The organism is Clostridium sp. CAG:221 (genome assembly GCA_000435835.1).
In the GTDB taxonomy this organism is placed as follows: Bacteria; Bacillota; Clostridia; order Clostridiales; family Clostridiaceae; genus Clostridium.
Genome location: FR883357.1, coordinates 1 through 15,188, shown reverse-complemented (window position 1 = coordinate 15,188; position 15,188 = coordinate 1). Strand labels below are relative to the sequence as shown.

Sequence of the window (15,188 nt, the reverse complement as noted above, 5' to 3'; positions counted from 1 at the left end):
TGGTTCGATTCCTGGTCGAGCCACCAGGTAAAAGCACTAACTTATGTTAGTGCTTTTTTTATATTAAATAGTAATATATTACTATTTTATGTTAACAATAAATTCATAGAAAAAATAAGATAAAATACATTTTTTATCAAAAAAAGAAAAAAAGTATGATATAATAATGAAAACTATACCATATTAGGTTGAAAAGGAGAAAAAGAATGGATAATAAAGTTTTAGTAACTATAGCAGGAAGAGAAATCACAGAAAGAGATTTAGAAGCAATAATATCAAGATATCCTCAAGATAAAAGAGCATATTTTGATTCAGAAATGGGTAGAAAACAATTATTAGAGCAATTAGTTTCTTTTGAATTAATGAATAAATTAGGAACTGAAATGGAATTAGATAAGACTGAAGAATATAAATCAGCATTGGAACAAATGGAAAGAGATTTATTAACTCAAATGACAATCAATAAAGTATTATCAGATGTTACTGTAACAGATGCTGATGCTGAAACTTTCTATAATGAACATGCAGAAGAATTCAAAACACCAGAAACAGTTTCTTCAAAACACATATTAGTAGATTCAGAAGAAAAAGCAAAAGAAATAAAAGAAAAGATTTCAAATGGGGAAATGTCATTTGAAGAAGCTGCTGGACAATTCTCAACTTGCCCATCAGGACAACAAGGTGGAGATCTTGGAGAATTCGGTAGAGGAATGATGGTTCCAGAATTTGAAGATGCAGCATTTGCTTTAGAATTAAACACTGTAAGTGAACCAGTTAAGACTCAATTCGGATATCACTTAATAAAAACAGAAGCTAAGAATGAAGCTTCAGTAGCTAAATTTGAAGATGTTAAAGAACAAATAATAGGAAACTTAATGCAACAAGCTCAACAAAACAAATATGCTCAATTAATGAAAGAATTAGAAGCTAAATACGAAGTTAAAAGAGCTTAGTTAATGTTAATTATGAACTTACTTAATGATGAATGATGAGTGATGAATGATGAATTGTGGAATAAATTCCTCAACGGAATTTAGTAAAAATATAATTTTCAGAAATTCTGTAAGAATTTCATCCTTAATTCATAATTCGTAATTCATAATTCATCATTAAAAAAGAGTGCCTTTCAAGGCACTCTTTTTTATAATAGTTCTTTATAGCTATATATGTATTTGTCAGCTTTTTCTTTTAATATATTTAAATCTTTTTCTGATGCTTTATCATAAACAGCAGTAACATTCATACCAGCTAGTTTTGCTCCACCTACAGCTGCTATAATATCTTCGTATACCATACAGTCTGCAGGATCAACATTAAGCTTTTCAGCAGCTAGTAGATATATGTCTGGATTATCTTTACCCTTCTTTACTTCATCTGTAACTGTAATAGAATCAAATAATTCATAAATTCCATTGCTTTTTAATGTAGCTTCTAATAACGGTTTTGAATTACTTGTAGCTAAAGCTATTTTTATGCCAGCTTTTTTTAGATTATGTAAATATTCCTTAGCACCTTCCTTAAGAAAGACATTATTAGAATACTCATTATATGCCATCTCATGCCATTCATCCATTATAGCTTCCACAGAATCATCAATAGAAAAAGTTGTTTTAAAATATTCAGCTACTTGTTTAAAACTTAAATGAGTTATACTATCCTTTAAATTTTCAGGAACAGCATGTCCTCTTTTTCCTAAGAATTCTATATCTATCTTTTCCCATACCCACATAGAATCTACAAGTGTACCATCTAAATCAAATATTGCAGCTTTTATTGTATCCATATTAAATCTCCTTTATAAAAATGCAAAAAAAAAGATAGGTTGTAACCTATCTTGGTCGGGGTGACAGGGATCGAACCTGCGACCTCATGGTCCCAAACCACGCGCGCTCCCATCTGCGCCACACCCCGTAGCACATTTATTATTATAGTCCATAAAATTATAAATGTCAACATATAATTTTAAAAATGTTGAATAAAATTTAAAATTAGTGTAATATGTTGCTTAAAAAGGGCTAATAAATAATAATGTATAAAGAATTGGAGGAGAAATATTATGGGAATTGAAAGTATAATAATATTATTTGGAAGTATAGGTTTTGTTTTAATGGGCTTATTTGCTTTATATATGAGTACTAAGGAAAATAAAACCACAAAAGAGCAACAACAATACATAAAAATTAATGGGCTTATAAATATAGCAATAGGGGCTATAGGTACTATTATTGGAACAATATCTATATTTTTTAAGAATAGTAGCAGGATAGCAATCATTATATTCATAGTTGCAATTTTTATAATAACAATAATTCAATTATCTATAAGCAGAAAGTATAAAATTAAGTAAAATCAATGTAAATATATGGTTAAAAGGAAATGGAAATGACAGAAAAACGGTATTTGGAATTCATTTTTAGTGGTTTTAATCCTTAAATATAAAAAATTTCCATTGAAGAAATTTACCATAAGTGATATAATGGTAATAAGTCGCTAAGGAGAGGGGGAAGGTCGTAAGACCAATCAAGGATGAAGAAAAAAGTATTATCGGCACTACTTACGGCAACATTATTATTTAGTATTGGAATGCCAGCTTTTGCAACACCTAATGAAGAAGTGATCGAAAACCAAGCAAAATACGATGAATTAACGGCTAAAATAGATGAAATAACAGGGCAAGTATACGCATTAGACGCAGAAATAGAACCTTTAATGGAAACGATAGAAAATAATAAGGCTGAAGTTGAAGAGATTAAAATAGAAGTTGAAAATACTGAAAAGGAAATAGAAACAACTAAAGCAGATATAGAAAAAAGTGAAGAAGTTTTAGGAAAAAGAATTAGAGAGTTTTACAAGTCAGGTGGACAAGTTAACTATTTAACTCTTTTATTTAGTGCAGAAAGCTTTAATGACTTAATCAGTAAAATTGATTCTACAACAAGAATAGTTAATATTGATAAAGAGCTTATAGCTGAGTTAGAAGAAAAGAAAGCAAATTTAAATGAAAAAGTAACTGTATTAGAAGAAAGAAAAGCTGAAGTAATTAAGCTTACAGAAGAAAGCGAAGCAGCACTGGATGAATTAAATGCTAAGAAGGCAGAGCAAGAAATCGCTATTGAGCAATTAAATGCAGAACAAGAAGAATTTGAAAAGAACTATTTATCAGTATCAGAAAGAAAATTAGTAGCTCATCAACAATCTGTATTAGAAACATCTAATGATAAGAATGAGTTACAAGCTGCTATAGATCAATTAACAAGCATAAGAGATAATCAAATAAAAAGTGAAATAGTAAAACAAGAAATATCAGATTCTATATACTACGGAACAATTAAATTGGAAGAAATAATAGAAGCAGAAGAAGCAGAAGAAGCAGCTAAGGCAGCAGCACAACAACAAATTTCATCTCCAAATAGAGGAGAAATTACATCAGGAACTGCATCATCAGCTTCTGGAAATGCTATAGTAAGCTATGCATATAATTTTATAGGAACTCCATATGTATATGGAGCAACAGGTCCAGATACATTTGATTGTTCAGGGTTTACAAGCTATGTATATGCAAATGCAGCAGGTATAAACATAACAAGAACTACTTATAGTCAAATGGGAGTTGGTACACCAGTATCATATGATGAATTACAACCAGGTGATTTAGTGTTCACTTATGGAGGGGATCACGTTGGTATATATGTGGGTGGAGGACAATATATCCATGCACCACAACCAGGTGATAGTGTTAAAGTAGGTAATATAACATCATTCTATTGTGCAAGAAGAGTATTATAATTAGTATTCTAGACTAGGAAAGAGCTTCCTAGTCTTTTTTATATTTAATTAAGTTTTCTAAAAAGTAGTTTTTGTGTATACTATATAGGTATAACATAAGAAAGAGTTAAAAGATATAGACATAATTTTGGAGGAACTATAATTTATGGATATAAATATAAATAAGGATGAGAGCATTGATGATTTAGATTTAAAAGGTCTTAAGCTTATACAGAAAGAAAAAGCTTTTAGATTTGGTATAGATGCTGTGTTATTATCAGATTTTGCAAATGTTAAATCAAAGCATAGGGCAATAGACTTGTGTACTGGTACAGGGATAGTACCTTTCCTTCTTTATGGAAAATATAATCCCAAGGAAGTTTGGGGAATTGAAATTCAAGAAGAAATGGAAGAAATGGCAAGAAGAAGTTCAAAACTTAACGGAACAGAAGATATAGTTAAATTTAAATGTGCTGATTTAAAGGATAAAAACCTTGTGAAGGAGTTAGGAAGGTTTGATGTATTGACGGTAAATCCACCGTATAAGTTAAATAATGCCGGTATAGTAAATCCAAATGATAAGTTAGCAATTGCTAGACATGAAATTCTTTGTAATTTAGAAGATGTAATTGCTGCAGCTAGAAGGTTGCTTAAAGATAACGGAAGAATGTTTATTGTACATAGACCAGAAAGATTAGCAGATATATTTGGCTTAATGAGAAAATATAATATTGAGCCAAAGAGAGTAAAAATGGTACAGCCTAATGTAAATAAGGCACCCAATATTGTATTGGTGGAAGGTCAGAGAGACGGAGGCGCATTTTTAAAATGGGAAAAGCCTTTATATGTTTATGATGAAGAAGGAAACTTCAGTAGAGAAATAGATGAGATATATGGAAGGGTGAAATAATATGAGTAAAGGTAAATTATATTTAGTTCCAACACCAATTGGGAACTTAAAGGACATTACTTTAAGAGCTTTAGAAGTTCTAAAGAGTGTAGATGAAATTGCAGCAGAAGATACAAGACAAAGTTTAAAGCTTTTAAATCACTTTGAAATTAAAAAACCCCTTTTTAGTTACCATCAGCATAATGAACAAGGGAAAAGTGAACAAATAATAAGTAAATTAGAAGATGGAATAAGTATAGCATTAGTTACTGATGCTGGTACTCCAGGAATATCAGATCCAGGTAGTGTAATAGTAAGTAAATGTATTGAAAACAATATAGATTTTGAGGTTCTTCCAGGAGCAACAGCATTTACAACGGCCCTTGTATATTCAGGACTAGACACTACAAGGTTTGTTTTTAGGGGATTTATACCAAGGGAAACTAAAGATAGAAAGGTTCTTGTTGAGGAAATTAAAGATAAAAAAGAAACATTAATATTTTATGAGTCACCACATAGGTTATTAGATACGTTAAGCTTTTTAAAGAATTCTTTAGGTAATAGAAGTATTGCAGTATGCAGAGAACTTACAAAATTACATGAAGATATCTTTAGAGGCACTTTAGAAGATGCATATAATAATTTTCTAGAAAATAAACCAAGAGGAGAATTTGTATTAGTTCTAGCTGGAAAAAGCGAAAGTGAAATAAAAGCAGAACTAGAAGAAGAGTTTAGTGCACTTACAGTGGAGGAGCATCTTAAGGATTTAATAAATAAAGGTATGGATAAGAAAGAAGCAATCAAGACGGTTGCTAAGATGAGAAACATTCCTAAAAAAGAAGTATATAAGAGTGCAATAGATTTATAAAGTAAAAAGCTAGTGAATTTCACTAGCTTTTTTATGTATAATTATTTGTTATCTGTCTTTAATTCGTTTAAGCAGTTTTTGCAGATGTTTTTACCTTTGTAGTTAACTACGTCTCTAGCATCTCCACAGAAGATACAAGCAGGTTCATATTTCTTTAATATGATTTGTTCTCCGTCTACGTATATTTCTAAAGCATCTTTTTCTGCTATATCTAAAGTTCTTCTTAATTCTATTGGAATAACTATTCTTCCTAGTTCGTCTACTCTTCTAACAACTCCAGTTGATTTCATTTATAAATTCCTCCTAAAACAAGTTTCGACATTTCGTAGATTTATCTTACCAAGTATGTAATATAAAGTCAATATAATTAATATAAAAAATATTAAATTATAGAAAAAAATTGATATTTTTTACTCACTAATAAACTATACTACCATATATTTGAAAAGTCAAGTTTATTTTTCAAAATAAATAGCTAAATTTTTTAAGACAAAAGTGGCTTGTATACTGAAGTGATGGATATATTAGATGAATGATTTAAAATTATTAAAAAATAAATTATAAAATAAGAAAATAATGTAAAAACAGGTTTTTCACATGTTTATACATAAATTGTAAAAGTTTATTAATGAAATATCAATAATAAATAAAAAAAAATCAATAATAAATTGGAAATTGAAATAATAATCAAATATTGATATAAATATTAAAAAGAGTGGAAAAACTTATTAGATAGATAAATAAACTTGTAATAAGTTTATATTTACTATATAATGAAGATAATAATAGAGAGAAAGATAGGTGAAGATGCGTGGTGAAAAAGATGGATATGGATTATATACAGCAAGTAGCGGATCAAATGGCAGACAACACAATGATATCTTACGAGGATTTACCTAAGTATGATCTTTTTTTGTCTCAAGTTATTGATTTCTTGAATGATAAGTTTACAGATGATAAGTATACTAACAACATAGTGCAGAACTATATAAAAAGTGAAGTAATAAGTAAGCCAGAAGATGGTAAGAAGAGAGGCTATACCAAGATACATTTAGTTCAGTTAGTACTATTAAGTTACATGAGACCAATACTTACTACTGAAGAGATTAAAAAGGTATTTAGCTTAGCTTTCAATGAGATTAATGACAGATCAGATGATATAATATCTTGGGAAACTGCTTACAAGATATTTTCAGAGACACAAAGTCAGAGCATAAGAGAAGGTATCGCAGAAGATATTGTAGATGAAGAAAAGTTAAATAACATTATAAGAGACCTTAACCTAAATGAAAAAGATGAAAATAGCATAAGGACTTTCGTAGTGGTTATTTCATTAATAGCTCAAGCAAGTGCTATAAAGAAGCTAGTACAAAAAATAGTAAATGAGTACCATTCATAAAAGACTACATATATATTTATAGTAGTCTTTTTTTTATGTTTAAAAAGGAAATACTAGAAGGAGATTACTAAAAAATATAATATTATTATATAAGTAATTATTTTAAGGTTTAGGAAGGCAGAGATTATGGAGCAAAAAATAGTGATAAAAGAATCTGTAAGAGGCATAGTTGAATATGTGTTAAAGAGTGGTAGCCTCGATGATAGATTTATGTCCATAGGAAGGGCTATGGAAGGAACTATAGCTCATGGAAAGCTTCAAAAAGATAATGAAAATATTTATGAAGATTATCAAAAAGAAGTAAAGCTTCAATGGGGATTCATTAGAGACAATATTGAACTGATAATTGAAGGACGTACTGATGGAATTATAAAGGAAAGTAATAATGTCATAATAGAAGAAATAAAATCTACATATAAAAGCTTGATATATATAGAAGAGGATTATAATGAACTTCACTGGGCTCAAGGAAAATTTTATGGATATATATATTGTAAAGAAAATAATTTAAAAAAGATAAGAATACGTTTAAGCTATTATGACTTAAATACAGATGAAGTGAAAAGCTTTGAAAAGGAATTTATACTTATAGAATTAGAAGCTTTTGTTTCAGAGTTAGTGGAGACATATATGAAGGCTGTTCTTTTAAAAATAGCCTTGATGGAAGAACGTAATAAAAGTATAGAGGAAATGAAATTTCCTTTTCCAACTTATCGAAAGGGACAAAGAGAGTTAGCAGTAACTTGTTATAATACAATTAGGAATAATGGAGTACTATTTGCTCAAGCACCTACAGGTATAGGAAAAACAATATCAACAATATTTCCAGCAATAAAGGGCTTAGCAAACAATATGGGAGAGAGAATAGTTTATTTAACCTCTAAGACCATTACGAGAGTAGTTGCAGAAGAAGCATATGCTATGTTAATAAAAAATGGTTTAAAGATAAAGGTAGTAAGCATAACAGCAAAGGAAAAATCTTGTTTAAATGATGAAGTGAAATGTAATGGAGATGATTGTAAATTTGCAAAAGACTATTTTTCTAAGATAGATAATGCTATTGAAGATATACTAAGACATGAAAATATTATATCAAGAGATGTAATAAGAAAATATAGTGAAAAATATCAAGTGTGCCCTTTTGAATTGTCATTAGATTTGACAGAATGGTGCCATGGAGTAATATGTGATTATAATTATGCATTTGATAATAGAGTAAGATTAAAAAGAATTTTTCAGGAAGATAATAAAAGTAATGTTATATTGGTGGATGAATGTCATAACTTAATTGATAGGGCTAGAGCAATGTATAGTGCAGAGATATTTAAGAGTGATGTAATGAAAATAAATAATATTTTAAAAGGTAAGGTTCCAGCTCTTTATAAAGCATCTAATTTAATAAATAAGGAGCTTATAGAAATAAGAAGGGAGCTTGAAGAAAACAGCTTAAGGATAATATATCATAATATTCAGTATAAAGAACTCGTTAAGGTAATGAAATTGTTTATAAAGGAAGCTGATGAGTATTTGGTAAAAGGAAAAGGAACTGAAGGATATGATGAAGTAATGGACTTTTATTTTAAATGTAGAAGCTTTGTTAGTATAAATGAATTGTATTCAGATAAATATACTACAATAATAGAGAAATTAAAAAATGATTTAAAAGTTAAGATATTTTGTATTGATCCATCAGATAATATTAAGGAGATAATAAGTTCTTCATATGCAACAATATTATTTTCAGCCACTTTATGGCCTATGAAATATTATATAGATTTATTAGGTGGAGATGAGAAAAGTTATAGGTTGAGGTTAGATTCACCTTTTAAGAAAGAAAACTTAAAAACATTTATTTCTCCTTTAAATATGAAGTATACCATGAGAGAAAATAATATACCTAATTTATGTGAACTAATCTATAAATTTAAAGAAAAAAATCCTGGTAATCACATAGTTTTCTTACCGTCTTTTGAGTATCTAAAAAAAGTAGCTGAAATCTACCAAAAAATATATAGTGATGAAGATATATTAATACAAAAAGAAAATATAAATGAAGTAGATAAGGAAGAATTTCTGGCAAGCTTTATGGAGAATTCTAAGGTATTGGCATTTGCAGTTGTAGGTGGCATGTTTTCAGAAGGGGTAGACCTTCCAGGAAAAAGATTAATTGGAGCTGTTATAGTAGGAGTGGGCTTTCCTAAAATATCTATAGAAAATGATATAATAGCAAATTATTTTGCTGAAAGAGGATTTGATTATGCATATACTTATCCGGGAATAAATAAAATTTTGCAATGTGCAGGAAGAGTTATTAGGACTGAAAAGGATAAAGGTAGTATTTTATTAGTAGATAGTAGGTACCTAAGTAAAAAGTATAAAGATATGCTACCACCAGCTTGGAAAGTTGAATCATGGTAAAATAATCAATTAAAATATATAATAAATATTATCTATATTAAAGAGAAAAAAGTAGTGGTGATGTAATGAAGAAAGAAGGAGTTAAAAAGAAAAAATCGTTTTTTGACTTTATAGTATATTTTATAGTTAAAGTAAACAATGATGATATTTTTGCTTTAGGAGCCCAATTAGCTTATTATTTAGTTTTATCGTTTTTTCCTTTTTTAATATTTGTTATGACTTTAATTGGATATAGCAATTTAGATTCTATGCAAATATTAGATGGATTAAGAACTGTACTTCCAACTAATGTGGTGGAACTTACTTCAGCCGTAATAATTGAAGTTGTTGAGAAACAACATGGGGGATTACTAGGGGCTTCTGCTGCATTGACCATATGGTCTGCATCTTCAGCATTTAGGGCAATTTTAAAAGGTGTTAATAAGGCATATAATATTAAAGAAAATAGATCTTTTATAAGAAGAAGTATAATTGCAATAATATGTACTATAGCATTAGCCTTTACAATTATGCTCACTTTGGCAACATTAGTATTTGGTGATGTCTTAAGCAAATATATATTAAGATATATTCCATATAATGATTTTATTCATAAGTTATGGAACTTATTGAGATACTCTATTGTTATAGTGGTAATGATAATTATCTTTGCTGCAATATATAGATATACACCTTCAAAGAGAACTGATTGGAGTGAAGCAATACCAGGAGCTGTTTTTGTAACGTTAGGATGGATAACAGTTTCATTAGCCTTTTCGTTTTATGTCAACAATTTTGCAAATTACTCACGGATATATGGGAGTTTAGCAACAATTTTTGTTTTAATGACATGGCTATATATAAGTTCCATAATTATAATAATTGGTGGAGAAATAAACTCAGTGTTGGGGATAAGAAAAGACCAGTTAGATATTAGATAAGAAATTTGTATAAAGAACTTCTCACAAATTATGAGAAGTTTTTTATATATTTATATAAAGATTTTTTACTAATGAATAAAAGAGAAATTAGTGGTTATAATGTTAGATAAAGTATTCAGGAGGTGTTATACATGAATAAAATTGTGTTATTAGGTAAGCTTATTAAGGACCCTGAACTAAAAACAATTGAAAATGGGGAAAAAAGCTTCACAAGATTTATAATTGCCGTTGATAGGAATTTTAAATCTGCAGATGGAACAAGGAAGGCTGATCTTATTCCAGTTACTATATGGGGAAGAAAAGCAGAAGTTATATGTAAGTATATGACTAAAGGAAGCTACATAAGTTTAAGTGGAAGACTTCGTACAGGAAGCTATGAGGATAAGGAAGGAAATAAGAAATACATAGCAGAAGTTGTTGCGGAGGACTTCAAGTTTGTAGGAAATAGGAGAGTGGATAAAGAAAGTTCTGATGCCATAGGCAATGAACAATAATGTCTTATATAAATTTCCTGTAATGGTTGTCACATTACAATAAAATTTCAGAAGAATGGTGAAAGTCTCATATTTTATGCAATAACTAGGTATACGTTTTCTTTAAGTGTATGCATATAATTATGAGACTTTATTTTTTGCAAAAAAACACTAAAAGCCCTATTAACTGCTAAAAGAACTTATTATCGACAACGTTTATTTTTATGAGAAATGATAATAAGATATTATTAAATAATAATATGGGTAAAAAAGTAAAAAATAAAGTATAATGTAGAAAATAAAAGAAAAATTTATTTCTTTACAGAACAATCTTTGACACATTTTAATACATTAATGTGTTATCTTTGATGTATGGAAGTTATGTTAAGGGGGAGATAACTTTGGTTGTAAAAGAATGTTTTGATATCACAGTGGAAAAAGAGGATTGTAAGATGAATTATTTCTATAGAATGATTTTGGGGGATTTTAAAGGTAGACAAGCATATGGTATAGAAGTAGAAAGACAAGACATTATAGATGGGGAATTGGTTAAAATAGAAAGAGATAGTGTAAATTACATTTCTACCAATAAGGAAAAGGTTAAAAAATTATTTGATTTAGTATCAAAAAATAATGTTTCTCCAATACATTTAATAGACGTAATAGGAGAATATGTTGATGAATATGTAAGTGATTTTAATTAAAGAAGATAGCGTAGGTAGAGGCAGCTTATGATAATAGGAATTGGTACAGATATAATAGAAATGGATAGGATTAAGGCAGCAATTGAAAGAACACCTAGCTTTTTAAACAAAGCATTTACTGAAAAGGAAATAGAGCTTTTTAAAGCAAAAGGAATGAGAGTAGAAACAATAGCAGGAAATTTTGCAGCTAAAGAAGCACTTAGCAAAGCTTTAGGAACAGGATTTAGAGGTTACAGCCTTCAAGATTTTGAAATATTAAGAGATCAATTAGGAAAACCTATAGTTAACATTTCTAAAAAAGCTAGAGAGAAAACTGGTGGTAGAGCATTAAACATAAATGTTTCTATATCTCATAATAAAAGCAATGCTATAGCTTTTGTAATTGTGGAGGAATAAATATGTACATAATGTCTAAAAAAAATTGTAGCAATATAGATAAACAAACCATTGATGAATATAATATGCCTGGAATAATACTTATGGAAAATGCTGCTGAGCAAATATTTAGAAATATAAGGACATTGGGAAATAGGTATATTATATTTTGTGGTAATGGAAATAATGGTGCTGATGGATTAGCTATAGGAAGAAAGCTTATTTTTGATAATAAGGATGTACTTTTTATTTTGCTTAAACCTAGAAAAAATCCTACTGAAGAATTTCAGGTTAATTTTAATATATTGAAAAGTCTTAAGGTAAATATGATGATTATAGATGATATAGACAAATTAGATGAAATACAGCACTTAATTGAAGATTTTCCAATAGTTATAGATTCAATCTTTGGTATTGGCTTAGATAGAAAGCTAAATGATTTTTACTTTAAAATAATAGACATTATAAATAATAGCAATAAAAAAATCATAGCTGTAGATGTTCCGTCAGGGCTAGATGCAGATAGTGGAAGGCCTTTAGGAAGTGCTGTGAAGGCACATATTACATATACAGTGGAAGTAATAAAAAAAGGATTTATAGAGTATAGTGCTTTAGAGTATCTAGGGGATCTTAAAGTAATACAAATAGGTATTCCTGAAAATGTTAAGCAAGCAAATAATGAGAATATTTATGCATTAAGTAGAGAGAGCTATAGAAATAAATTAATAAAGAGAAAAATCTATGGTCATAAGGGCAATTATGGCAGGGCAGTTTTAGTGGCAGGAAGCATAGGGTGTCTAGGAGCAGCAAGGTTAGCTACTGAATCATGTATTCGAAGTGGTGCAGGACTTACCACATTAATAACATCTAGTGAAGGTAGAAAACTACTTAGTGGAAGCTTAGTTGAGGGAATATTAGCTACTTTTGAAGATAATGAAAAGGTTAAATATTTACTTAGTAAGGCAGATGCAGTTGCTTTTGGTCCAGGAATTAAGGAAGATGAGGAGTCTATGAAGATTTTAGAAGAAATAATAATAGATAGTCCTTCATCAATAATAATTGATGCTGGTGGTATAAACTTACTAAGTAAAAATAAGAAGTGCTTATGCTCAGTTAAAGATAAGGTAATTCTTACACCACATCCAGGTGAAATGGCTAGATTAATAGGAAAAGATATTTCATATGTAGAGAAAAACAGGATAGAATGTTCTAGGGCTTTTGCAAAGCAGTATAAGTGTATAGTTCTTTTAAAAGGATATAATACAGTTATTACTGATGGAAAAAATGTTTTTATTAATAAAACAGGAAATAGTAAGATGGCCTCAGGAGGAATGGGGGATACATTGACAGGTATAATAACTGCACTGGTTGCCCAAGGATATAGTAATATGGATGCGACATTATTAGGAGCATACATTCATGGATTGGCAGCAGAATACTCTGCCAGAGATAGATATTCTATTATAGCAAGAGACTTAATAGAAAGTATTCCATTTGTTATGGGAACTCTATAAGTTAAATTATGAATAAAAACCCAAGTTGCATAATAATAGTATAATAAAGCAGGCAATTTGGGAGGAAAGATGAAAAAGAAAATAATTATTATATTATTATTGGTAGTTCCGTTTATATCTATCTTATTTATCATTTTTTTCAGAGGTATTTTAATGCCTTCAAATGAAGACATCATTGAAGGATTAAAGAATATTAAGGCATATGAAGCTAAAGTACAATATGTTATGAAAAATGATAAAGGAGAAGAAACAGAGGAAACTAAACAATGGTATTCTGCAGATAAGGGGGTGAGGGTAGAATTTGGTGATGAAGTAACGAAGGTATATAAAGATGAAAAAATATATGTTAAAGATACTATTAATGACAATGAATATGAATTAGGTCAAGATATGGATATAGTACATCCATTAGCTTTTATTAATAATATTTTAGCATATCCTATAAAAGAAGGAAGTATATCTGAGGGTCAAGAAGAGTGGGGAGATACTATATATATAAAGGCTGATGTGGAATTATTTTTAAATAATATATATTTTAATAAAGCTACTATCTTTATTGATAAAAAGAATAGAGTACCAATAGGAATTGTAGTTTATGATAGACAAGATAAATGTGTTTTAAAGATAATTTATGAAAAGTTTGAAGAGATAGAAAAAATAGATGATACCTTATTATGATATAGAATATAAAGTAATTAACTATAAGGCTTAAGTTTATATAGATAAACAAATGAAGTTTGGCCTCCTTGTTACAAAAAGCAATAAGTATTAAAAAAGAAGTTTACAAAAGAAGTGACAATATTAAATCAATTAATAAACATACATAATTAAGAGAAAAAATAATTAAGGTAATAAAATTAAAATAAGCCAGGTTATAGTAATAAAAGTCGAATTATATATTGATAATACTTTCCACAGGGGAGTACATAAATCTTGTTGTAATTTATTTTGAAATAATGAATTAATTAGACAAAAATTTTAGAAAAAGAGTAATATTTTCTGAAAAATATACAAAAAAGGTAAAAATTTAAAAATAATATCGTTTCCTATTTACAGATTAGCATAAATTGAAATATAATTTTCTAAGGGATAAAATTATGTACTCTTAGGAGGACAAGTATGTCAGATAAATTGGAAAATCAAATTTTTATAAAAATAAATGGAAATTTTCATAAAAAAAATAGGAAATATATTAAAGAAAATTTAATAAGATATGATGAGAAGAAATATGAGGGAGAGTTTCTTGAATTAATGAGAATGGGATATGAAGAAATGTCACAAATTAATTTAGAACTTTCAGGGGCTATTGATTTCTCAAAGGGAAATGTACAATATAAATTTGACGATATTTGCGAATATGAGAAATGGCTTTGCGGAGTGTGAGAATTTAAATGGCGACTATGGTAGTAAAAAGAGGGGATATTTTTTATGCAGACTTAAGTCCAGTTATAGGCTCAGAGCAAGGTGGAATTAGGCCAGTTATTATAATACAAAATGACATAGGAAATAAATATAGTCCTACTGTTATTGTATCAGCAATAACTTCACAAATTAATAAGGCTAAACTTCCAACTCATGTGGAGATTTCTTCAGTCGAATATGGATTAAACAGAGATTCAGTAGTGTTATTAGAACAAATAAGGACTCTTGATAAAAAGAGACTGAAAGAAAAAATTGGACATATGACAGATGTTGATATGAAAAAAGTGGACAAAGCATTATTAATTAGCTTAAACTTAGATAAGTAGAAGTAAAATATAATAAGAAAGCAGAGTTATAATAACTCTGCTTTTTTTAACGTTTAGAAAAGTATAAAATTTTTAGCATAGGGAATACTAATAAATTAGCCATTTCTTATATACA

The 15,188-nt window shown here is 28.7% G+C and carries 17 protein-coding genes and 1 tRNA gene; 15 read left to right on the top strand and 3 right to left on the bottom strand.

What is annotated here, in order from left to right; translation table 11 throughout:
• Nucleotides 1-206 precede the first annotated feature (206 nt).
• On the top strand, nt 207-953 hold the full coding sequence (locus Q5O44_RS00905) for a peptidylprolyl isomerase (RefSeq protein ID WP_022166501.1): 747 nt from the start codon (nt 207-209) through the stop codon (nt 951-953).
• A 188-nt stretch (nt 954-1,141) separates the two neighbouring features.
• Here the strand turns inward: Q5O44_RS00905 and Q5O44_RS00900 are convergent, their stop codons facing one another.
• Together Q5O44_RS00900 and Q5O44_RS00895 are read right to left on the bottom strand one after the other, a co-directional pair.
• Complete coding sequence (locus Q5O44_RS00900; RefSeq protein ID WP_022166500.1) at nt 1,142-1,783, bottom strand: HAD family phosphatase; 642 nt, start codon at nt 1,781-1,783, stop codon at nt 1,142-1,144.
• 52 nt (nt 1,784-1,835) lie between these two features.
• Nucleotides 1,836-1,911, bottom strand: a tRNA-Pro gene (locus tag Q5O44_RS00895).
• A 145-nt stretch (nt 1,912-2,056) separates the two neighbouring features.
• Here Q5O44_RS00895 and Q5O44_RS00890 point away from each other — a divergent pair.
• From Q5O44_RS00890 to rsmI, 4 genes are all read left to right on the top strand, one after another.
• A complete protein-coding gene (locus Q5O44_RS00890; RefSeq protein WP_022166499.1) occupies nt 2,057-2,347 on the top strand; it encodes a hypothetical protein in 291 nt (96 codons plus the stop codon).
• 179 nt (nt 2,348-2,526) lie between these two features.
• A complete protein-coding gene (locus Q5O44_RS00885; protein WP_022166498.1) occupies nt 2,527-3,786 on the top strand; it encodes an NlpC/P60 family protein in 1,260 nt (419 codons plus the stop codon).
• Between the two features lie 145 nt (nt 3,787-3,931).
• Entirely contained in the window at nt 3,932-4,675 is a 744-nt protein-coding gene (locus Q5O44_RS00880; RefSeq protein WP_022166497.1) for a tRNA1(Val) (adenine(37)-N6)-methyltransferase, read from the top strand.
• Nucleotide 4,676: 1 nt separating this feature from the next.
• On the top strand, nt 4,677-5,522 hold the full coding sequence (rsmI, locus tag Q5O44_RS00875) for a 16S rRNA (cytidine(1402)-2'-O)-methyltransferase (RefSeq protein ID WP_022166496.1): 846 nt from the start codon (nt 4,677-4,679) through the stop codon (nt 5,520-5,522).
• Between the two features lie 41 nt (nt 5,523-5,563).
• Here rsmI and Q5O44_RS00870 read toward each other — a convergent pair whose 3' ends face one another.
• Entirely contained in the window at nt 5,564-5,812 is a 249-nt protein-coding gene (locus tag Q5O44_RS00870; protein ID WP_022166495.1) for an AbrB/MazE/SpoVT family DNA-binding domain-containing protein, read from the bottom strand.
• Nucleotides 5,813-6,345: 533 nt separating this feature from the next.
• Between Q5O44_RS00870 and Q5O44_RS00865 the strand changes: the two genes are divergently transcribed.
• The 10 genes from Q5O44_RS00865 to Q5O44_RS00820 all read left to right on the top strand — a co-directional run bounded on the left by Q5O44_RS00865 (nt 6,346) and on the right by Q5O44_RS00820 (nt 15,073).
• Nucleotides 6,346-6,921: a DUF1836 domain-containing protein gene (locus Q5O44_RS00865; RefSeq protein ID WP_302637058.1), complete on the top strand. Its 576-nt coding sequence runs from the start codon at nt 6,346-6,348 to the stop codon at nt 6,919-6,921.
• A 126-nt stretch (nt 6,922-7,047) separates the two neighbouring features.
• Nucleotides 7,048-9,339, top strand: a complete 2,292-nt coding sequence (locus tag Q5O44_RS00860) for an ATP-dependent DNA helicase (protein ID WP_302637056.1) — start codon at nt 7,048-7,050, stop codon at nt 9,337-9,339.
• Between the two features lie 65 nt (nt 9,340-9,404).
• Nucleotides 9,405-10,259, top strand: a complete 855-nt coding sequence (locus Q5O44_RS00855) for a YihY/virulence factor BrkB family protein (protein WP_022166492.1) — start codon at nt 9,405-9,407, stop codon at nt 10,257-10,259.
• 131 nt (nt 10,260-10,390) lie between these two features.
• Nucleotides 10,391-10,753: a single-stranded DNA-binding protein gene (locus tag Q5O44_RS00850; RefSeq protein WP_022166491.1), complete on the top strand. Its 363-nt coding sequence runs from the start codon at nt 10,391-10,393 to the stop codon at nt 10,751-10,753.
• Nucleotides 10,754-11,133: 380 nt separating this feature from the next.
• Nucleotides 11,134-11,436, top strand: a complete 303-nt coding sequence (locus Q5O44_RS00845; RefSeq protein ID WP_022166490.1) for a DUF6514 family protein — start codon at nt 11,134-11,136, stop codon at nt 11,434-11,436.
• A gap of 27 nt (nt 11,437-11,463) precedes the next feature.
• Nucleotides 11,464-11,832: a holo-ACP synthase gene (gene acpS / locus Q5O44_RS00840; RefSeq protein ID WP_022166489.1), complete on the top strand. Its 369-nt coding sequence runs from the start codon at nt 11,464-11,466 to the stop codon at nt 11,830-11,832.
• Between the two features lie 2 nt (nt 11,833-11,834).
• Nucleotides 11,835-13,325, top strand: coding sequence for a bifunctional ADP-dependent NAD(P)H-hydrate dehydratase/NAD(P)H-hydrate epimerase (locus Q5O44_RS00835; RefSeq protein ID WP_022166488.1), 1,491 nt, complete (start codon nt 11,835-11,837; stop codon nt 13,323-13,325).
• A 69-nt stretch (nt 13,326-13,394) separates the two neighbouring features.
• Complete coding sequence (locus Q5O44_RS00830; RefSeq protein ID WP_022166487.1) at nt 13,395-14,003, top strand: germination lipoprotein GerS-related protein; 609 nt, start codon at nt 13,395-13,397, stop codon at nt 14,001-14,003.
• Between the two features lie 441 nt (nt 14,004-14,444).
• Entirely contained in the window at nt 14,445-14,708 is a 264-nt protein-coding gene (locus Q5O44_RS00825; RefSeq protein WP_022166486.1) for a hypothetical protein, read from the top strand.
• An 8-nt stretch (nt 14,709-14,716) separates the two neighbouring features.
• Nucleotides 14,717-15,073, top strand: coding sequence for a type II toxin-antitoxin system PemK/MazF family toxin (locus Q5O44_RS00820; RefSeq protein WP_022166485.1), 357 nt, complete (start codon nt 14,717-14,719; stop codon nt 15,071-15,073).
• The last annotated feature ends 115 nt before the right edge of the window (nt 15,074-15,188 follow it).

Excerpts from the sequence above, each read along its gene's own strand:
- Q5O44_RS00885 (WP_022166498.1), top strand. The coding sequence starts at position 2,527 with ATGAAGAAAAAAGTATTATCGGCACTACTTACGGCAACATTATTATTT.
- Q5O44_RS00850 (WP_022166491.1), top strand. The coding sequence starts at position 10,391 with ATGAATAAAATTGTGTTATTAGGTAAGCTTATTAAGGACCCTGAACTA.
- Q5O44_RS00865 (WP_302637058.1), top strand. The coding sequence starts at position 6,346 with ATGGATATGGATTATATACAGCAAGTAGCGGATCAAATGGCAGACAAC.
- Q5O44_RS00855 (WP_022166492.1), top strand. The coding sequence starts at position 9,405 with ATGAAGAAAGAAGGAGTTAAAAAGAAAAAATCGTTTTTTGACTTTATA.
- Q5O44_RS00830 (WP_022166487.1), top strand. The coding sequence starts at position 13,395 with ATGAAAAAGAAAATAATTATTATATTATTATTGGTAGTTCCGTTTATA.
- Q5O44_RS00825 (WP_022166486.1), top strand. The coding sequence starts at position 14,445 with ATGTCAGATAAATTGGAAAATCAAATTTTTATAAAAATAAATGGAAAT.
- Q5O44_RS00870 (WP_022166495.1), bottom strand. The coding sequence starts at position 5,812 with ATGAAATCAACTGGAGTTGTTAGAAGAGTAGACGAACTAGGAAGAATA.
- Q5O44_RS00835 (WP_022166488.1), top strand. The coding sequence starts at position 11,835 with ATGTACATAATGTCTAAAAAAAATTGTAGCAATATAGATAAACAAACC.
- Q5O44_RS00890 (WP_022166499.1), top strand. The coding sequence starts at position 2,057 with ATGGGAATTGAAAGTATAATAATATTATTTGGAAGTATAGGTTTTGTT.
- Q5O44_RS00905 (WP_022166501.1), top strand. The coding sequence starts at position 207 with ATGGATAATAAAGTTTTAGTAACTATAGCAGGAAGAGAAATCACAGAA.
- acpS (WP_022166489.1), top strand. The coding sequence starts at position 11,464 with ATGATAATAGGAATTGGTACAGATATAATAGAAATGGATAGGATTAAG.
- Q5O44_RS00820 (WP_022166485.1), top strand. The coding sequence starts at position 14,717 with ATGGCGACTATGGTAGTAAAAAGAGGGGATATTTTTTATGCAGACTTA.
- Q5O44_RS00860 (WP_302637056.1), top strand. The coding sequence starts at position 7,048 with ATGGAGCAAAAAATAGTGATAAAAGAATCTGTAAGAGGCATAGTTGAA.
- Q5O44_RS00880 (WP_022166497.1), top strand. The coding sequence starts at position 3,932 with ATGGATATAAATATAAATAAGGATGAGAGCATTGATGATTTAGATTTA.
- rsmI (WP_022166496.1), top strand. The coding sequence starts at position 4,677 with ATGAGTAAAGGTAAATTATATTTAGTTCCAACACCAATTGGGAACTTA.
- Q5O44_RS00900 (WP_022166500.1), bottom strand. The coding sequence starts at position 1,783 with ATGGATACAATAAAAGCTGCAATATTTGATTTAGATGGTACACTTGTA.